The sequence below is a fragment of the Arthrospira sp. PCC 9901 genome, from assembly GCF_059013425.1.
This window is the reverse complement of record NZ_CP102296.1, coordinates 3,098,713-3,115,849: the sequence shown is the minus strand read 5'-3', so window position 1 is coordinate 3,115,849 and position 17,137 is coordinate 3,098,713. Positions and strand designations below refer to the sequence as shown.

Sequence of the window (17,137 nt, the reverse complement as noted above, 5' to 3'; positions counted from 1 at the left end):
TCTTCCTTCTCACCCCTTCAAATATCATTTATACACTGCCAACGCCCTTTAGTTTGTTAAAATTTATTAAGAAACGTATCCAATTGGCATTAAAGTCTCTTCAAAAGTTACTAAGTATTAATAACTAAGTATATTTTCTGAGAAGGAATTAATAGCGAATCCGGGGGTCAATGCAAGCATTCAAAATATCGATCGCCAAACTAGCGGTCACCACAATCACGGCCAAAAACACGACCACTCCCTGGACTGTGGGATAGTCTCGCAGACGAATAGCCTCATACAAGCGATTGGCTAATCCCGGCCAAGAAAAAGTGACCTCAGTTAAAATCGCCCCTCCCAACAAAGCGGCAAAAGTCAGCCCCAAAACGGTAATCACGGGAATCATGGCATTTTTGAGAGCATGAGCCAGCAAAATCCGTAACTCGGAGACCCCCCGCGCCCGCGCCGCCTCGACATAATCAGCTTGTAGAGTTTGTCTCAAATTCACCCGGACAATGCGCTCGAAAATGCCACTCAGCAAAATGCCCAAAGTCACACAGGGTAGACACAGATAATATATAGTCGTCCAGAAAGCGCCGAAATTGCCACTCAACAAACTATCAACGGTATAAAGTCCGGTATAACTAGGAGGAGGAGTCACAGTCACCGGAAAACGGGTCCCCAAAGGAAACCAGCCCAACCACACGGCAAAAATCAACTGCAACAGCATCCCCGCCCAAAAAGCGGGAACCGAATAAGTAATAATTCCAAATAAGCGTCCCCCAGTGTCCCAAATAGTATTAGGCTTAAAAGCAGCCACAGCCCCGACAGTAATTCCGACGACGAGGGCGACCAACATACTAAAAACTGCTAATTCGACGGTAGCGGGAAAATGATCACCAATAATCTGCCAGACGGACTGTCCTTGAGTAGTTATAGAAGTGCCCAAATCAAAGCGCAGTAGAGCGCCCATATAACTTATATATTGTTCTAGCAAGGACCCCCCCAAACCCAACTGCGATCGCAAGGCTTCCTTAGCCGCACTAGGCGCTCTAGGGCCAAGAATAGCATCTACTGGATCACCGGGTGTCGCCCGCAACAACAGAAACACGACGGAAGTAATCGTCCACAACATCAGCGGGGCCAACAACAGCCGAGTAATCACATAAAATTGCAGCGCTTTAGCACGAGACATCAGATCAAGCCACGAAACAACTCGCACCCATCAGCAAACTACCTCAAGAGTGCGATCAAAAATCATATCAATAGTTCAGTATTTATGTGGGACTATTACCGGGCGGGTTTTTTCTGTTTTTCCTCAAACCACCCGCCACGACCCATCTACCAATTAAGCATCAAGTAACGACTCAAAACTAGTCCGCAAAGACTTTAAATCAGCCACCCGCGCCACTAGCAAATTCTCGTGACCAGCATCCTCCAGTCGGCCTTTCCAATACTGGATACTCTCAGAATTATTCATCCAAAAATTAATCACGGTATCCACAACGCGATCGCATTGCCATCCTCGCTTGGATGCCACCATTTCCACTGACTCAAGAAACATATCCAGGGTACACTGACGATGGCCCAGATATTCAATGCCGCTGGTCTGTTGTTCCTGTTGCTGCTGTTGCTGGTAAAAAAACGAAAGAATTGGAGAAACTCCCACCAAGTTAAATGTGTATTGCATACTTGCCTCCAAATCATCTGTGAAATGGAACTTAGTTATATCAACTAAGCTGCCCATAAAGGGGTAAAATTAAATACAATCTAGCCCTGTACACTCGAATTTTTCGGCTAAATTAATAAAAATCTCATATTTGGCAGCATTCGGTCCGCAAAACCAAAATGAATCTAAAGAAAAGCTAAATATTAGCCGAAAAAGTTTAATATTGTCTTTAATAAGTCGCCAGGAGGAACTATGAGAGCAGTGCTGATGGCTGGGGGGTCAGGAACACGACTCAGACCTCTTACCTGTGATTTACCCAAACCAATGGTGCCCATACTGAATCGCCCCATTGCGGAACATATCATTAACCTACTGAGGCGGCACCATTTCCAGGAAGTTATCGCTACCCTGCACTATTTACCGGACATCATGCGGGAATACTTCCATAATGGCAGCGACTTTGGCGTTCAAATCACCTATTCGGTGGAAGAGGATCAACCCCTGGGAACTGCAGGATGTGTGAAAAACATTGCCGAACTCCTAGACAGTACCTTCTTAGTGATCAGCGGCGATAGCATAACTGATTTTGACCTCAGCGCGGCGGTTAAGTTTCACACTTCCCAACAATCGAAAGCTACGTTGATATTAACCCGGGTTCCCAACCCTCTCGATTTTGGGGTGGTGATTACGGACGAAAATCAACGCATCAAGCGGTTTTTAGAAAAACCCTCGACTAGCGAAATATTTTCCGATACGGTCAACACGGGAATCTATGTCCTAGAACCGGAAGTGCTGGAATATTTGCCCCCTAATCAAGAATGCGATTTTTCTAACGACCTTTTTCCGCTGTTATTAGAAAAAGGGGTTCCCATGTATGGCTTTATTGCAGAGGGTTACTGGTGCGATGTGGGTCACTTAGAAGCCTATCGTGAATCCCAATATGATGCACTACGGGGGAAAGTTAAGCTAGATTTTCACGTGCGAGAGCGATCGCCAGGAGTCTGGGTCGGTGAAAACACCTATATCGATGATTATGCCCGCATTGAAGCCCCTGTGATTATTGGTAATAACTGTAGAATTGCAGCTAGAGCGCATATAGAAGCGGGAACCATCCTCGGAGATAATGTCACCATAGGGAGTGATGCCAACCTTAAACGCCCGATTGTTTGGAACGGAGCCATTATCGGTGAAGATGTACACTTACGCGCCTGTGTGATTGCTAGAGGAGCAAGGGTAGACCGCCGCGCCCATGTCCTAGAGGGGTCAGTGGTCGGCTCGTTATCTACGGTAGGAGAAGAAAGCCTGATCAGCCCCAATGTCCGGGTTTGGCCTAGCAAAAAAATTGAATCGGGCGCTACCCTCAACATTAACTTAATTTGGGGAAACACGGCTAGGCGTAACCTTTTCGGTCAACGGGGAGTTCTCGGACTGGCTAACATTGATATTACACCGGAATTTGCGGTTAAATTGGGAGCAGCCTACGGGTCAACCCTTAAACAAGTGGCTACGGTGGCGGTATCCCGTGACCAACGCCGCATTTCTCGGATGGTAACGCGATCGCTAATTTCTGGCTTGATGTCCGTGGGAGTCAATGTCCTTAACCTAGAAGATACAGCCATTCCGGTAGTCCGCACGGTGATTCGTAAGCTCACTGTTGTGGGCGGTATTCATGTGCGTCTATCTCCAGATCGCTCGGATCAGATTCTGATTGAATTTCTCGACAACAAAGGCATTAACATCACCAAAGCTAAAGAGAAAAAAATCGAAGGTGCTTACTTCAAAGAAGACCTGCGACGCGCCGGGGTGGCGGAAATTGGTAACATGACTTACCCCAGCGAGGTGATCGACACCTACCGCACGGCTTTTGAAAGACACCTCAATATCGATGGGCTGCGCCACAGCAATGCTAAAGTGGTCATAGATTATGTCTATGCAGTGTCGGGAGCCCTTTTACCCCGCCTACTTGCTAAGTTTGGTTGCGATGCGGTGGTCCTCAATGCTAGTCTAAATCAAATTGCTATTTCCCCAAGCGATCGCGAAAATCTACTGGATCAACTAGGCCGGGTAGTTGAAGCCCTCAGAGCTAACTTCGGGGTTCAAGTCTATGCAAATGGCGAACAGTTCATTTTGGTAGATGAAAGTGGTAGCCTGATTCGGGGAGAAGAACTAACCGCCCTCATGGTGACTATGGTTCTGACCGCTCACCCCAGAAGCACGGTGGTAGTACCCGTTCAAGCCTCCTCCGCCGTGGAACAAATCGCCCGACGACACGATGGCATAGTTATCCGCACTAAAGCCAACCCCACGGCTTTAATGGAAGCCTGTCAAGCTCATCCTAATGTCGTACTCGGCGGTAGTGGTGATATGGGGTTCATCTTCCCCCAAATGCACCCCGGTTTTGATGCCATGTTCTCGATTGCCAAAATGATTGAAATTCTGACCACACAGGAGCGATCGCTCGGTCAAATTCGCACCGATCTCCCCCATGTCATACACCGTCGCTATACTGTTCGTTGTCCTTGGTCTGTCAAAGGTGCACTCATGCGACATCTAGTAGAAACCCATGCGCCAGAAAACTTAGAATTGATCGATGGAGTCAAACTCATTAACTACCAAGACGATAATTGGATTTTGATTCTTCCTGATGCTGGAGAACCCCTAATCCATATCTATGCCAACAGCGACGATCGAGATTGGGCTGATGCTACCCTCAGAGAATACCGAAATATGGTACAAGATTTTGTAAATCAAGTTCAAGGTATGAACCGAGAAGACTATTAGCCCTGATTCTCGATAACTAGCTGTAACCTACTGTTTTCAAGAGATATAATTTGCATGAATAGCTGTATTTTGACCGCGAAAATTATTCAGGAACCACAACTGCGCTACACAGCCGATAATCAAATACCCATTGCCGAAATGTTAGTCGAGTTCAGCAGTAACCGACCCAATGACCCCCCATCACACTTAAAAGTAATTGGGTGGGGAAATACAGCCCAAGAAATTGGACAAAACTATCATGTGGGTGATTGTGTACTCATCGAAGGTCGCTTGGGGATGAACGTGGTGGAAAGACCCGAAGGCTTTAAAGAGAAGCGAGCCGAATTGGTCGCGACGCGGATTTATACTATCAGTAGTTTGATATCTGGCAACCCAGAAACCCCGATCAACACTCATTCCGCCCCCAGTTCCGCCCCCAGTTCCGCCCCGAGTAATGTGGTCCCCCTTGGTAGTCGTAACCGCACGAGCCCTAATCCCCCAACCTCTGGATTAGAATATGATGCACCGGAAACTCGCTCTCCCGTTACTCCTAACCCTGAACCATCTCAATCAGATACTCCGGGTGATGACGATCCGATTCCCTTCTAATCTCAAATCCCCTTGAAAGACTCACCGTTTCAGAGAGGGGAAGTTTTTAAGCAACTTGGGTTCTGCTATACAAGGAAATTGCAGGGTAAATAAACTGCCTTTTCCCAGTTCACTTTTGACCGTCAGAGATGCTTGATGATGATAAGCGATCGCCTGTGCTATGGCTAGTCCTAATCCGGTTCCCCCAGTTGGGCGAGAGCGATCGCTATCCACCCGATAAAATCTCTCAAAAATTCGAGTTTGGGCTGCTACGGCCATGCCAATCCCTGTATCTTGGACTGTAATTAAAGCCGTGCGATCGCGCACCATTAAACTCACCACCACTTCCCCTGCTTTAGGCGTATATTGAATGGCATTAGCGATTAAATTCGACACTAAACGATAAAGCTGAGATTCATTACCTAACACATAAATTTCCTCAGCAGGAACTTCTGGCATTAGATTAATTTCCGCCAGAGTTGCAAATTCTGCATATTCTTCAGTTAAATCATGAATTAAATCATTTAAACAACAGGGTTTAAAGATTTGGCTAGATGTGTGATGTTCCAAGGTACTGAGAAATAATAAATCGGCGATTAAATGGCTTAAACGTCGTCCCTGTCGTTCAAGGGTTTGTAGCATCGCCTGCATTTGCTGGGGATTTGATGGGGGAACCCGTAAAATAGCCTCAATAGTTGCTAAAAGAGTCGCGAGGGGAGAGCGCAGTTCATGGGCAGCATTGGCGGTAAACTGTTGTTGCTGTTGATAGGATTGGTAAATAGGCCCCATCGCTAATCCAGAAAGCCACCAACCAGCCACCACGACTAAACCTAACGCCAAGGGAAACCCTAAACCTAAAATCCACCTCATTCGATTAACTTCTGCATCAAACGTCGCTAAAGTGCGTCCAATTTGGATATATCCCCAAGAGGAATCTAAGTGCATTGGCGTTTGAGGATTAACCTTGCCACTGTGGAGAATGGTAGTGAATTGATGGTAGCGCGTCCCTCTCGCACTGCGAAAGGTTTGCCAAGGTGTGGGGTTTAGGGTTTGGGGTAAGGGGAGAGGGTGATTTGGGGAAAAGGCTAAAAGTTGACCGCGATGATTGAACACCCGGATATAGTAGGTACTGCGATCGCTAATGCCAATAGTATGACGCTGAATTAAGGTGGGGTGATGGTTACAAGGTTGTCCTTGTAGGCATAAATCGGGAAAAATTTGTCGTAGGATACCTGTTGGCTCTCCCGATTGAGGGAGCATGGGTTCTAAGCTATCATGAAGTGTCCCGGCGATTGATTCCATTTCCCGTTCCATCGCTGTCCAATTCGACTGAATCAGAGAGCGATACACCCCAAACCCCGATAAGCCCAAAATCCCACCCATCACTAACGCATACCAAAGCGCCAGACGGATTCTGCTATGGCGAAACAGTTGATAGCTATTCATCGCGGGGAGGTATTAAAACGATAACCCTGACCTCGGATGGTTTCAATGGGACACCCGCAGTCATAACTGGCTAATTTTCGCCTTAATAAGCGCATTTGCGCCGCCACCACATTACTGATGGGTTCCTCCTCTAAATCCCACAGTTGATAGCGGATTTTACTCCCCGGAATAATGCGATCGGGATTTTGCATTAAATAGGCAAAAATCTGGAATTCTTTGACCGTTAAGGGAATCATTTTTGGGGGTTGGGTGAGTCGATTACAGATAGTATTGTTCGCGTAATCTAGCATAAATGCGCCTACAGTCAGGGTTTTGGGTTGGAGGGTGGGCGATCGCCTTTGGAGAGCGCGTAAACGAGCCAATAATTCCGCCATCACAAAAGGCTTCACTAAATAATCATCAGCCCCCGCATCAAGTCCAGTAATTCGATTTTCCGGTTGTCCCAGAGCCGTTAACATCAAAATCGGTAGGGGGTTCTGGTGAGAGCGGATGCGTTGGCATAACTCCAAACCCGACAATCGAGGCAATAACCAATCAATAATCGCCACCGTGTAATCTGTCCATTGACTGTCTAAACAATGCCAAGCCTGAATCCCATCGGCTACCCAATCGACAATATATTTCTCATTGACCAGAACTTGCTTAATGGCCAATCCTAATTCCGCTTCATCTTCGACTAACAGGATTCGCATTGTGAGAATTGCCAGGGGGAGACGACTGCGATCGAGGTTAACAGACCGCGAAGGAAAAAGGGGGAGATTTCACCTGGATTTCATCTTTTCTTTGGCAAACTGGGGAGGCTTTGGTATAAAACCCCATTTTTTGTGAGGAGGTCTGATGAACACAACTTCTATGATTGGCTCAATGTTCGCTCTGAGCTTAATTTTCGGCACACCCACCCTAACCTTAGCCCATGTAGGACATGGGGATGAGTTTCAGGCTGAAGGCGGCATTGATCGGGTTCCTGTCAAGCCAGAAACCGATTCCCTCCTAGGGATTAATGTTACCCCCATTGCTCCGGCGGCGGATGGGAGTTACCGCGTTCTTGTTCCCATGACCGCCCTAGTCGATGCCGATGGGAAACAGTTAGCCTTTGTCTTGTATGGTAATTTTTATGAGCCAGTTCCCGTGCAAATCGGAACAGCAGAAGGGGAATGGGTCGAAGTAACCGAAGGGTTATCCGTTGGGGAACAACTGGTTACCCAGGGTAGTTTGTCCCTCTATGCTGAATCTCGCAAAACCCAAACAGCAGCAACTGCACCCAGTCCAGAAACCGCCACCACTCCCCCCGATGAAGTTCATGCTCAAGCGGAAGCTCAAGGTATCCCACAGGAACAGGATGTTGAGGGTAATCTGGCGGAAACCACAAGCAATAACTTTCCGATGGGAACTTTAGCTACCGTTGGGGGAGGAGTTTTGCTCCTCTGCGGTGGGATTTTCTTCTGGACAGGGAGTCGTCGGAACAAAAATCTCTTTTCCGACAAATAAGGGAGGATTATTGTTAGTCGATGTTTAACACCATCCTTAATCAGACCCTAAAAAATTCCATTGCTCAACGATGGTTAATCGTTATCGGGGCGATAGTCATAACCATCTGGGGCTTTTTGAGCATCACGCAAATGCCCTTGGATGTTTTCCCTCCCTTTGCTCCCCCTCAAGTAGATATCCAAACTGAGGCGGTTGGTTTGGCTCCCGAGGAAGTAGAGGCTCAGATTACGGTTCCCATTGAAAGTGCGGTTAATGGCTTACCCAGTGTCACCCTGGTGCGTTCGTCCTCCAAGGTGGGACTCTCTATGGTTCATGTTGTCTTTGACCAAGAGGCTGATATTTACCAAGCGCGGCAGGCTGTAACGGAACGACTCCAACAGGTGATGAGTCAACTTCCCCAAGGGATTCATCCGCCGGAAATTTCCCCCTTAGTCTCTCCTTTGGGAACGATTCTGCAATATGCCTTTACGGTGAATGGTCAGGGAGAAACGTCTCTGATGGATTTACGCCGTTTGGTGGATGTTACCCTCAGAAATCAGATTCTCTCGGTTCCTGGTGTGTCTCAGGTGACTATTTATGGGGGGGATGAACGGGAAGAACAGATTTTGGTCGATCCGCAACTGTTGCGATCGCGTCAAGTCTCCCTTACTGAAGTAACTGAAGCGGCAAGGGAAGCCAATTCCAACGCCCCAGGGGGTTTTCTCGTAGGTGGAGGTCAAGAGTTACTCATCCGAGGCATCGGACAGGTTAACACCCTAGAAGACTTGCAGCAGTCGGTGGTGAAAGTTCAATACGGTGAACCGATTTTGCTGCAAGATGTGGCTGAAGTCAAAACGGGAGCGGCACTTAAACGGGGAGATGCCAGCTTTAACGGACAGGCGGCGGTGGTGTTGATGATTAACAAACAACCCGATATAGACACCCCCACCGTCACCCAAGCCGTGGAAGCGGTGATGAACTCCCTACAGTCTACCTTTCCCCCTGATGTGGAAGTTCAACGCACTTTCCGTCAGTCAAACTTCATTGATTCTGCCATTGGCAACGTTAGCGGCTCCCTGATTCAAGGAATCATCATCGTTTCGGTGATTATGTTGCTCTTTTTAATGAATTGGCGCACGGCCATCATTACCCTGAGTGCTATTCCTTTGTCTCTGCTGATTGGCTTAATGTTGATGAAAGCTGTGGGGTTAGGGATCAATACTATGACCCTGGGCGGCCTAGTGGTGGCGATCGGCTCCGTGGTCGATGATGCCATTGTGGATATGGAAAACTGCTATCGTGGTTTACGGCGGAATCAAACCCAAGAAACCCCAAAACCCCCCTTTCAAGTGGTTTATGACACTTCGGTTCAGGTCCGTTTAGCCGTCATTTTTTCCACGGTTATTATCATCGTCGTCTTTGCCCCCATTTTTAGTTTAACGGGGGTAGAAGGGCGAATTTTCGCCCCCATGGGTTGGGCTTATTTGCTCTCCATTGCGGCCTCTACTTTGGTCGCCATGACCCTTTCTCCCGCCCTCTGTGCCATTTTATTGGCTCATCATAGACTCCCCCAGGAAGGCACTTTTATTTCACGCTTGGCCGAAAGTTGGTATCGCCCTCTGCTCAATTTGTCTCTGAGGACTCCCCAACTGATTTTAGGATTAGCCTTAGCCTCCTTAGTGGCTACTCTAGCCGTTGTGCCTTCCTTGGGACGGGTTTTCCTGCCGGAATTTCAGGAAAAATCCATGGTCAACTCTATGGTTTTATTCCCTGGTGTCTCTTTGGAGATGACCAATCGGGCGGGAATGGCTCTGGCTCAATCCCTACAAGATAATCCCCTTTATGAATGGGTACAAGTCCGCGCTGGACGCGCTCCGGGGGATGCTGATGGGGCGGGGGTGAACATGGCTCATGTGGATGTAGAGTTGAGTGATGTTGCCCTGGAAGACCGAGAGGCTGCTGTTCAGCAACTGCGGGAGAAGTTTCTGCAATTGCCGGGGGTTGCTCCCAATATTGGCGGTTTTATTTCTCACCGCATGGATGAAGTTTTATCGGGGGTCAGAAGTGCGATCGCTGTCAAAATTTTTGGCCCCGATTTAGTCCAGTTGCGTCAAGTCGGGGAACAAGTCCGCGATGCCATCAAACCCATTGCGGGAGTCGTAGACTTACAATTAGAACCTCAATTACCTATCCGCCAAGTTCAAATTCATTATGACCGCTCGGCGGCGGCTGGTTATGGTTTAACTATGGCTGCCATTTCTGAAGTCGTGGCAACCGCCCTCAATGGTCAAGTGGTGTCCCAAGTCCCGGAAAATCAACAACTGATTAATATTATCGTCGGTTTGCCGATCGCCTCACGCAATAATTTAGATGCCATTGGGGCGATTCCCCTCTCTACCCCCACCGGACAAATTATTCCCCTCAGTGCTGTGGCTAGAGTTGAATATGGTATGGGGGCTAATGTGGTGAATCGGGAAAATGTGTCTCGTTTAATTGTCGTATCAGCCAACGTTGCGGAAAGAGACTTAGGCAGTGTGGTGAGTGACATTCAAGCTGCTATCCGCCAAAATGTCCAGTTACCCAATGGCTACTTTATCCAATATGGCGGACAGTTTGAAGCGGAACAAAAAGCCACCAATAATCTGGTCTGGTATAGCCTCCTGGCCGCGATTATGATTGCCATTTTGATGTTCTTCTCGGTTAAGTCTCTCCCGGCAACTGTGGCGATTATGCTCAATCTTCCCCTGGCCTTGGTGGGTGGTATTGTCTCGATTCTCTTAACGGGGGGGGTAATCTCCATTGCTTCTCTGATCGGGTTTATTACCCTGTTTGGGGTGGCTGTCCGCAATGGTTTGCTGTTGGTGGATAACTACAACCAGAAGTTTGCTCAAGGGATGCTGTTAAAAGAGGTTATTACTCAAGGGTCCCTAGAGCGGTTAAATCCTATCCTGATGACGGCTTTAACTTCTGCTCTGGGAATGTTACCGTTGGCGATCGCACAGGGGGCCGGAAATGAAGTTCTACAACCCCTCGCCATCGTGGTATTAGGAGGATTATTCACCTCTACGGCTTTAACCCTGTTAGTCATTCCAGCCTTATATACCCAGTTTGGCAAGTGGTTAATCCCCCGACTATCTCCTAATCAATGGGAGGAAACTTTCCGCAAGCATGAGCCATCTACCCCAGCAATTCAGTCAAAATCTTAGTTTTGATGGGTGAATAGACCCTTGTGGGGCTCCTTTGGCTCAAGTTATGGCGATCGTTCCGGGCGCCTTTTCCTCTCGAGTAAGTTTGAGGGTGACTCCAAAAACTTCAGCAAAACAGGCCGCGAGGACATCCCGGACTTGCTCGATGGAAATATCCGGGACTAATTCAGCCAGACTCCCTACGGGGAAATCAGAAATACCACAGGGAACGATCGCTTTAAATCCAGTTAAGTCAGGACAAACATTCAAGGCGAACCCGTGCATAGTAATCCAGCGACTCACCTTAATGCCAATGGCTGCTACTTTAGTTTCCCCCACCCAAACCCCTGTCAAACCCTCAACGCGCTGGGCCTCAATTCCCCAAACCCTAATTGTCCGAATCAATACTTCTTCTAGTTGCCGCAAATACCAATGTAAGTCCATTTGATATCGTCGCAGGTTCAAAATCGGATATCCCACCAACTGACCGGGACAGTGATAGGTCACTTCCCCACCCCGTTCTACTCTGTACAGTTCATATTCAGACTCATGGGGGTCAAACTTGAGAAATTCAGAACTAGCCCCCTGTCCCAGGGTATAAACGGGCGGGTGTTCTAATAAAATCAAAATATCCTCTAAATTTGGACAATTAATGCGATCGGCCACTAAGTCTTGCTGCCATCTCCAAGCCTGTTGATAAGAAATTAGTCCCAAATTATAAAATTGGCAATAAACCTCATTAGTATCGACAATAGCAACAGGAGTGTCGTCGGGCATGGTAAAATATTCTTATATATCCACTACAGCAATTAGGAGACGGTCAACTTCAGCACTTCTACAACAAATTACCCCAAAAAGCAAGAGGTTTTTGACAAAACTTTACATAGATTTATGTCAGTCTGGCTGTCGGTGATCAGGTGAGCAGATTGTGGTAACATAATAGGATATCCGCTCAGGTTGCCAGACCTTGGGTTCAGAAAAAATCTGCTAAAACATGGCGGATCTTGATGGACCTAAAAAAGTAAGCCAAAGTAGTAGCGATAACACTGTAAAAAGCTAGGCTACACCTAAAAAAGTTGCGACAATTTCCTAATTTTGGGGGAACCAAAGGGCATCATCAAAGTAATTCTTAACCGGAGTCTACCGCTGTGGAACGACTGAAAAACCAGGTGATAGGTCGGCCAGTTATATTCTGGACAATCATGGATGATTGAATAGGATGATCTGTGAATTGACCCATCAAGAATTGTCAAGAGATGCAAAGGATTTTAAAGAAATTACATTTCTGAAATGCAAAATGTTAAGGTGAAGTTAAGCCCACACTATGATCGGGAGGGAGCTGTATGAAGCTTGTTATCCAGGGTAAAAATCTTGAAATTACCGATGCTATTCACGAGTATGTACAACAGAAAATTGCCAAAGCTGTTAGTCACTTTCAGCAATTGACAAACGAAGTGGATGTCCATTTATCTGTGGCTCGGAACCCTCGGATAAATCCAAGACAAACTGCTGAAGTCACGATTTATGCCAATGGCACAGTTATTCGTGCTCAAGAAAGCAGTGAAAATCTCTATGCCAGTATTGACCTAGTAGCAGATAAAATTGCTCGTCAATTGCGTAAGTACAAAGAAAAACGCATGGCGAAACAATATCAGCTTCCTAAGACTGGTGAAGTGGTTGCACAGAAGCCCATTGTTGATGATTTAATTGGCGATCGCACTGTGAAACTTCCAGAAGAAGTGGTGCGGACGAAATATTTTGCCATGCCTCCCATGAGCATTCAAGAAGCATTAGAACAGTTGCAGCTTATTGATCATGATTTTTATATGTTCCGTAATGCTGAAACTGATGAGATTAATGTAATCTATCAGCGATCGCATCATGGTGGTTATGGAGTCATCCAACCCCGCAATGGTAGCGTTCCGACCAGTAATGGTAAAACTGGTGCGGAATTGACAGAAGGGGCTTCGACCTCTCCTTAAAGTAGGTAGGTGAAGCCACATAATATAGTTGACACTCCCATTAGGGTTAGTGGCGGGTTTCGCCTGTCGGGCCGGTCACCGGGGAGTTAGGCGGCGCGAGGGCTTGGTTTGAGGAATCAAGCCCTTAGTTAGTTGGGATTAATCAACCCACCCTTGGATAAAACAGTCAAAAGTAGGGTAAACTTAAATATTGTTATGCTCCAGCGCTCCAGATAGCCCATTCCATTGTGATCGGGTCAGATAAATTGGTGCGGTGTGTGTTACCATGTCCCAGCGCAATTATAACCAGCGGGGACTGCTATCGTCACATTTGGAGAAAATATTGGATAGTGGGGCTAGGCGGAATACTCACTATAAAAGGCTCGAACCCGATAAGCGGTGGTAATACACGAGCTGGTGGGAGAAGCCGGCACCATAGTCTGGCATCAGTGTCGGGAGTACCTCACTAAAGGTCAGTCACCAACCCACTGTTAACATCGAAAACCAGAATATGATTAAACCTAGGAATAAAGCTTAAATACCATCAGAGGACAATGACCGTGCTTTATTTAGCGGAAGTACAAAAGCAGAAAAGTGGTTTTGGTCTAGGTGGCGGTCGGGCTGAACTCAAGTTGCTGGCTTGTCAGCGGGGGGAGAACAATTGGAGCGCCGTACCGGGGGACGATCTTGTTCCGGCGGAGGATGCCAACAGCTATAAGGATGGCGCTCTAGTTTTAGTCGAACTCAATGCCAGCAAACAAGTTCAGCGCATCGAGGACGGCAAAAAACTGGTCAGAATTCTTGAAGATTTTTCCCGATTGCAAGACAGATTCAAAAATCAACAAGAAGAGATCGAACAGTGGAAAGAATCCCTCACCTACCAAAGTCAAGAACTAAATCGCCGAGAAATGGAAATGGAATCTCGGCGAGAACAGATGGAGCATCTGGAAGCTGAACTCGAGAAGCTCGAACAACAGCGACAGAGCCTGGAAAGGAGCAAACAAGAAGAGGAGAAACTGCGAGCTGAAATAGACAAGGCTCGCCACGAAGTTGAGAGTAGCCGCGCGCAACTTGAAGAAGAAAAGCGATCGCTTGAGGCACAGCGGGCAGAACTGGAAACCCATAAAGGATTAAGCCCAGAAAAAGCCCAAGAAATGCAAGCGATTCTGGAGCGCCTCTCAGGTGGTAACTCTATCAATTCTCTGAGAGAATTGATAGAGCGAACCCAAAACCAGATCAATGATGGCATCTCTGTAGGACAAACCTACCGTCAGCAAATGGAAGAACACCGCACCCGTGCTTCTGAGTTGCAGCAGGAGGTAGAGCAAAGTGCTGAAACTATCCGCCATCAGTGGTCAGAATGGCATCAGTCCCACATCACGTTGTTAAATGATCGAGCACAACTGAACGCCCGCCAAAATCTGTTGGAATTCAATGAACAACAAATTCAGCGATTAGAACAAAATATTGAATACCGACAGACCCTGTTAGACCAACTGCAACGTCTTTCTGATTCGGTTGCTAGTCGTTCCACTTCTGGAGTTAAGGTAGATACGGCACCCTTGCAGAAAATGCCCATTGAACAACTACAGGCGGAAGTTCAACGCTTGCAGGAAGAATGGGATCGATGGTTCCGCATGGTTAAAGAACAAGAAGAGGAACTCAAATACAAACAAGAGGAAATTGAGGAACTTCAACAGGAAATTAATCGGGCTTCTGGGAGCGATCGCACTCAGAAAGAATCGGATCTAGCCGATGAACAAGATGCCTATCAAATGCTGAATAAAACCCTAGAAGGACAGCGGCGGACTTTGGGGGAAAGGGAAGACCACATGAACCAGTATCAAGCGGTGTTGCTACAACGACAAGGTAGCGCCGGAACTCTTGATCTGGGAGGGTCTGTCGGCTTTCCGTCTATTCTGGCTGCTATTCAACAACAGCAGCAAGCCAGCCAAACTGAACTTGAGCAGTTGCGCGATCGCACGGAACAATTAAAAACTGAAATTTCTAACACGGACGCGCAATTGTCCCAACAAGAAACTGAACAGGAACAGAAACGTCAGCAACTAGAAGCCCAAGAACAGAGTTGGATTAAACAAAAACAAACGTTAGCTGAAATTCAAGGTCGCGCTAATCTCTATGAAGAATTACTACCATCCCTTGAGGAAAACTGGAATAATTTACAAGAGCAGATCGAATCGTTGTTAACACAATTTAATCAAATTCAGGAACTCAGCCAACAACAAACTCAAACACAAGGAGAACTTAGTCAACTAATATCTGGTCTGATTTCTTAAACTGAGGATGAAACCCAGAAACAAGTCATAAAAATAGTGAATCATGTTCAGTAGTCAATGGATGTTTTAGGGGCTATTAATCAGGGTAGTAGCTAGAAGGCTAACTCACTTGACCAGGGGATGAGCAGCCATGAACAGTTATCAATCATGGCTGATTGCTATAATGGATGAAACTAGGAGCTAAAAATGTCCAACACTTTGTTAAAACAACTGCGAGATTTTACTATTGTTGTTGCTGATACTGGGGATATCAAAGCTATTCACAACTTTACCCCCCAAGATGCCACTACTAACCCATCTTTGATTACAGCAGCAGCAGGGATGCCGGAATATCAGGGTATTGTTGATGATACCCTCAAAGAAGCTCGCGCTGAACTAGGAACCGAAGCGACTCCGAAAGATGTAGCTACCCTCGCCTTTGATCGTTTAGCCGTAGCTTTTGGGTTGGAAATTCTGGAAATTATTCCGGGTCGCGTCTCGACAGAAGTTGATGCTCGTTTATCTTATGATACTGAAGGCACGATCGCTAAAGCTCGTTATCTGATTTCTCAATATGAATCCCACGGTGTTTCACGCGATCGCATTTTGATTAAAATTGCCTCAACTTGGGAAGGAATTCGCGCCGCCGAAATCTTGGAAAAAGAGGGAATTCACTGTAATCTTACCCTATTATTTGGATTTCATCAAGCTGTAGCCTGTGCTGAAGCTGGAGTGACGTTAATTTCTCCTTTTGTAGGTCGCATTTTAGACTGGTATAAAAAGAAGACCGGACGGGAAAATTATGCCCCTCATGAAGACCCTGGGGTGCAATCTGTTACCCAAATTTATAACTACTACAAAAAATTCGGCTATCCCACGGAAGTGATGGGAGCGAGTTTCCGTAATATTGGCGAAATCACTGAACTGGCTGGCTGTGATTTACTCACAATTTCTCCGAGTCTTCTTGAAGAACTTGATACTAAAACGGGAGATTTACCCCGCAAACTCGACCCCGAATTAGCTAAATCATCGGACATAGAAAAAATCTCAATGGATGGGTCAAACTTTGCTAAAATGCACAAGGAAGATCCGATGGCTTCCGAAAAATTAGAGGAAGGAATCAAGGGGTTTTCTAAGGCTTTAGAATCCTTGGAAGACCTACTCGCCGAACGATTAACTATCCTCGAAAGTTAGGAAACTTTAACCCATGCGGATTAAGAGTTATGACCTGTTGAGGACCCCGATGGAGATGGATTTATCACCCGTAAAGAATGGGCGGGAACCGATCCTGTTTCTCAGGATTTAGATGACAATAAGGATGGTCGGACTACTCCCCCTATCTCCGGCCCTCTCCCAGAAGGAGAGGGAGTAAGATAGGGAGTTTTATTACCTGTTTCTCATTGTCCATTGTCAATTGTCAATTATCCATTAGCTATGTTAGAACCTGCACAAACTGTCCAAATTTTTGAAAACCTGCCGGAGCAGATTTTATCGGCCGGAGAGGTAATTTTTGAAGAAGGAGAACCCGGCGATTTAATGTACGGTATTCTTGAGGGGGAAGTAGATTTTGTGGTGAAGGGAAAAGTAATTGAAACCCTGAAAAAGGGGGATGTGTTTGGGGAAGGAGCCCTAGTTCATCCAGAAAAAACCCGCGCCTCTACAGCCATAGCCAAAACTGGCTGTAAACTGGCAACAATGGATGAACGGCGATTTTTATTCGCCATTCAACAGACCCCCCTATTTGCTTTACTGGTAATGAGAAGTTTCTCGAATCGCCTCCGTCATTTAAAGCGATCGCTTTAAATT

The 17,137-nt window shown here is 46.7% G+C and carries 13 protein-coding genes; 8 read left to right on the top strand and 5 right to left on the bottom strand.

Going from position 1 to position 17,137, the window contains the following annotated elements; all coding sequences use genetic code 11:
* Positions 1-148: 148 nt before the first annotated feature.
* Both NLZ44_RS13585 and NLZ44_RS13580 read right to left on the bottom strand, forming a co-directional pair.
* Positions 149-1,174, bottom strand: a complete 1,026-nt coding sequence (locus tag NLZ44_RS13585; RefSeq protein WP_493750124.1) for an ABC transporter permease — start codon at positions 1,172-1,174, stop codon at positions 149-151.
* Positions 1,175-1,327: 153 nt separating this feature from the next.
* On the bottom strand, positions 1,328-1,669 hold the full coding sequence (locus NLZ44_RS13580) for a hypothetical protein (protein WP_369299401.1): 342 nt from the start codon (positions 1,667-1,669) through the stop codon (positions 1,328-1,330).
* A 231-nt stretch (positions 1,670-1,900) separates the two neighbouring features.
* Between NLZ44_RS13580 and NLZ44_RS13575 the strand changes: the two genes are divergently transcribed.
* On the top strand, positions 1,901-4,429 hold the full coding sequence (locus NLZ44_RS13575; RefSeq protein ID WP_048894972.1) for a mannose-1-phosphate guanyltransferase: 2,529 nt from the start codon (positions 1,901-1,903) through the stop codon (positions 4,427-4,429).
* 54 nt (positions 4,430-4,483) lie between these two features.
* Positions 4,484-5,017 (top strand): single-stranded DNA-binding protein, encoded by a 534-nt coding sequence (locus NLZ44_RS13570; RefSeq protein ID WP_006620881.1) that lies wholly within the window; start codon positions 4,484-4,486, stop codon positions 5,015-5,017.
* Between the two features lie 21 nt (positions 5,018-5,038).
* Here the strand turns inward: NLZ44_RS13570 and rppB are convergent, their stop codons facing one another.
* Both rppB and rppA read right to left on the bottom strand, forming a co-directional pair.
* Positions 5,039-6,442, bottom strand: coding sequence for a two-component system sensor histidine kinase RppB (gene rppB / locus NLZ44_RS13565; protein WP_008049228.1), 1,404 nt, complete (start codon positions 6,440-6,442; stop codon positions 5,039-5,041).
* Complete coding sequence (gene rppA, locus NLZ44_RS13560; RefSeq protein WP_493750123.1) at positions 6,439-7,134, bottom strand: two-component system response regulator RppA; 696 nt, start codon at positions 7,132-7,134, stop codon at positions 6,439-6,441. Before rppA ends, rppB begins: the two co-directional genes overlap by 4 nt.
* A 145-nt stretch (positions 7,135-7,279) precedes the next feature.
* Here rppA and NLZ44_RS13555 point away from each other — a divergent pair, with 145 nt between their 5' ends.
* Together NLZ44_RS13555 and NLZ44_RS13550 are read left to right on the top strand one after the other, a co-directional pair.
* Positions 7,280-7,930, top strand: a complete 651-nt coding sequence (locus NLZ44_RS13555) for a permuted SH3 domain-containing protein (protein WP_006620884.1) — start codon at positions 7,280-7,282, stop codon at positions 7,928-7,930.
* Positions 7,931-7,950: 20 nt separating this feature from the next.
* Positions 7,951-11,115, top strand: a complete 3,165-nt coding sequence (locus NLZ44_RS13550) for an efflux RND transporter permease subunit (protein ID WP_493750122.1) — start codon at positions 7,951-7,953, stop codon at positions 11,113-11,115.
* A 39-nt stretch (positions 11,116-11,154) separates the two neighbouring features.
* On the opposite strand, the gene lipB is transcribed toward NLZ44_RS13550, so the two are convergent.
* The gene (lipB, locus tag NLZ44_RS13545; protein WP_006620887.1) at positions 11,155-11,871 is read right to left on the bottom strand and encodes a lipoyl(octanoyl) transferase LipB; all 717 of its coding nucleotides are present in this window, start codon (positions 11,869-11,871) and stop codon (positions 11,155-11,157) included.
* 566 nt (positions 11,872-12,437) lie between these two features.
* On the opposite strand from lipB, the gene hpf reads away from it, so the two are divergent.
* The 4 genes from hpf (at position 12,438) to NLZ44_RS13525 (ending at position 17,134) form a co-directional block, all read left to right on the top strand.
* A complete protein-coding gene (gene hpf, locus NLZ44_RS13540) occupies positions 12,438-13,076 on the top strand; it encodes a ribosome hibernation-promoting factor, HPF/YfiA family (protein WP_493750121.1) in 639 nt (212 codons plus the stop codon).
* Between the two features lie 539 nt (positions 13,077-13,615).
* Entirely contained in the window at positions 13,616-15,352 is a 1,737-nt protein-coding gene (hmpF, locus tag NLZ44_RS13535) for a pilus motility taxis protein HmpF (RefSeq protein WP_493750120.1), read from the top strand.
* Between the two features lie 186 nt (positions 15,353-15,538).
* Complete coding sequence (locus NLZ44_RS13530) at positions 15,539-16,525, top strand: transaldolase (RefSeq protein ID WP_493750119.1); 987 nt, start codon at positions 15,539-15,541, stop codon at positions 16,523-16,525.
* 240 nt (positions 16,526-16,765) lie between these two features.
* Complete coding sequence (locus NLZ44_RS13525) at positions 16,766-17,134, top strand: cyclic nucleotide-binding domain-containing protein (RefSeq protein ID WP_111893520.1); 369 nt, start codon at positions 16,766-16,768, stop codon at positions 17,132-17,134.
* Positions 17,135-17,137: the final 3 nt, after the last annotated feature.

Bases quoted from the DNA above. Each gene is read 5' to 3' on its own strand.
- NLZ44_RS13585 (WP_493750124.1), bottom strand. From the start codon at position 1,174: ATGTCTCGTGCTAAAGCGCTGCAATTTTATGTGATTACTCGGCTGTTG.
- NLZ44_RS13580 (WP_369299401.1), bottom strand. From the start codon at position 1,669: ATGCAATACACATTTAACTTGGTGGGAGTTTCTCCAATTCTTTCGTTT.
- NLZ44_RS13575 (WP_048894972.1), top strand. From the start codon at position 1,901: ATGAGAGCAGTGCTGATGGCTGGGGGGTCAGGAACACGACTCAGACCT.
- NLZ44_RS13570 (WP_006620881.1), top strand. From the start codon at position 4,484: ATGAATAGCTGTATTTTGACCGCGAAAATTATTCAGGAACCACAACTG.
- rppB (WP_008049228.1), bottom strand. From the start codon at position 6,442: ATGAATAGCTATCAACTGTTTCGCCATAGCAGAATCCGTCTGGCGCTT.
- rppA (WP_493750123.1), bottom strand. From the start codon at position 7,134: ATGCGAATCCTGTTAGTCGAAGATGAAGCGGAATTAGGATTGGCCATT.
- NLZ44_RS13555 (WP_006620884.1), top strand. From the start codon at position 7,280: ATGAACACAACTTCTATGATTGGCTCAATGTTCGCTCTGAGCTTAATT.
- NLZ44_RS13550 (WP_493750122.1), top strand. From the start codon at position 7,951: ATGTTTAACACCATCCTTAATCAGACCCTAAAAAATTCCATTGCTCAA.
- lipB (WP_006620887.1), bottom strand. From the start codon at position 11,871: ATGCCCGACGACACTCCTGTTGCTATTGTCGATACTAATGAGGTTTAT.
- hpf (WP_493750121.1), top strand. From the start codon at position 12,438: ATGAAGCTTGTTATCCAGGGTAAAAATCTTGAAATTACCGATGCTATT.
- NLZ44_RS13530 (WP_493750119.1), top strand. From the start codon at position 15,539: ATGTCCAACACTTTGTTAAAACAACTGCGAGATTTTACTATTGTTGTT.
- NLZ44_RS13525 (WP_111893520.1), top strand. From the start codon at position 16,766: ATGTTAGAACCTGCACAAACTGTCCAAATTTTTGAAAACCTGCCGGAG.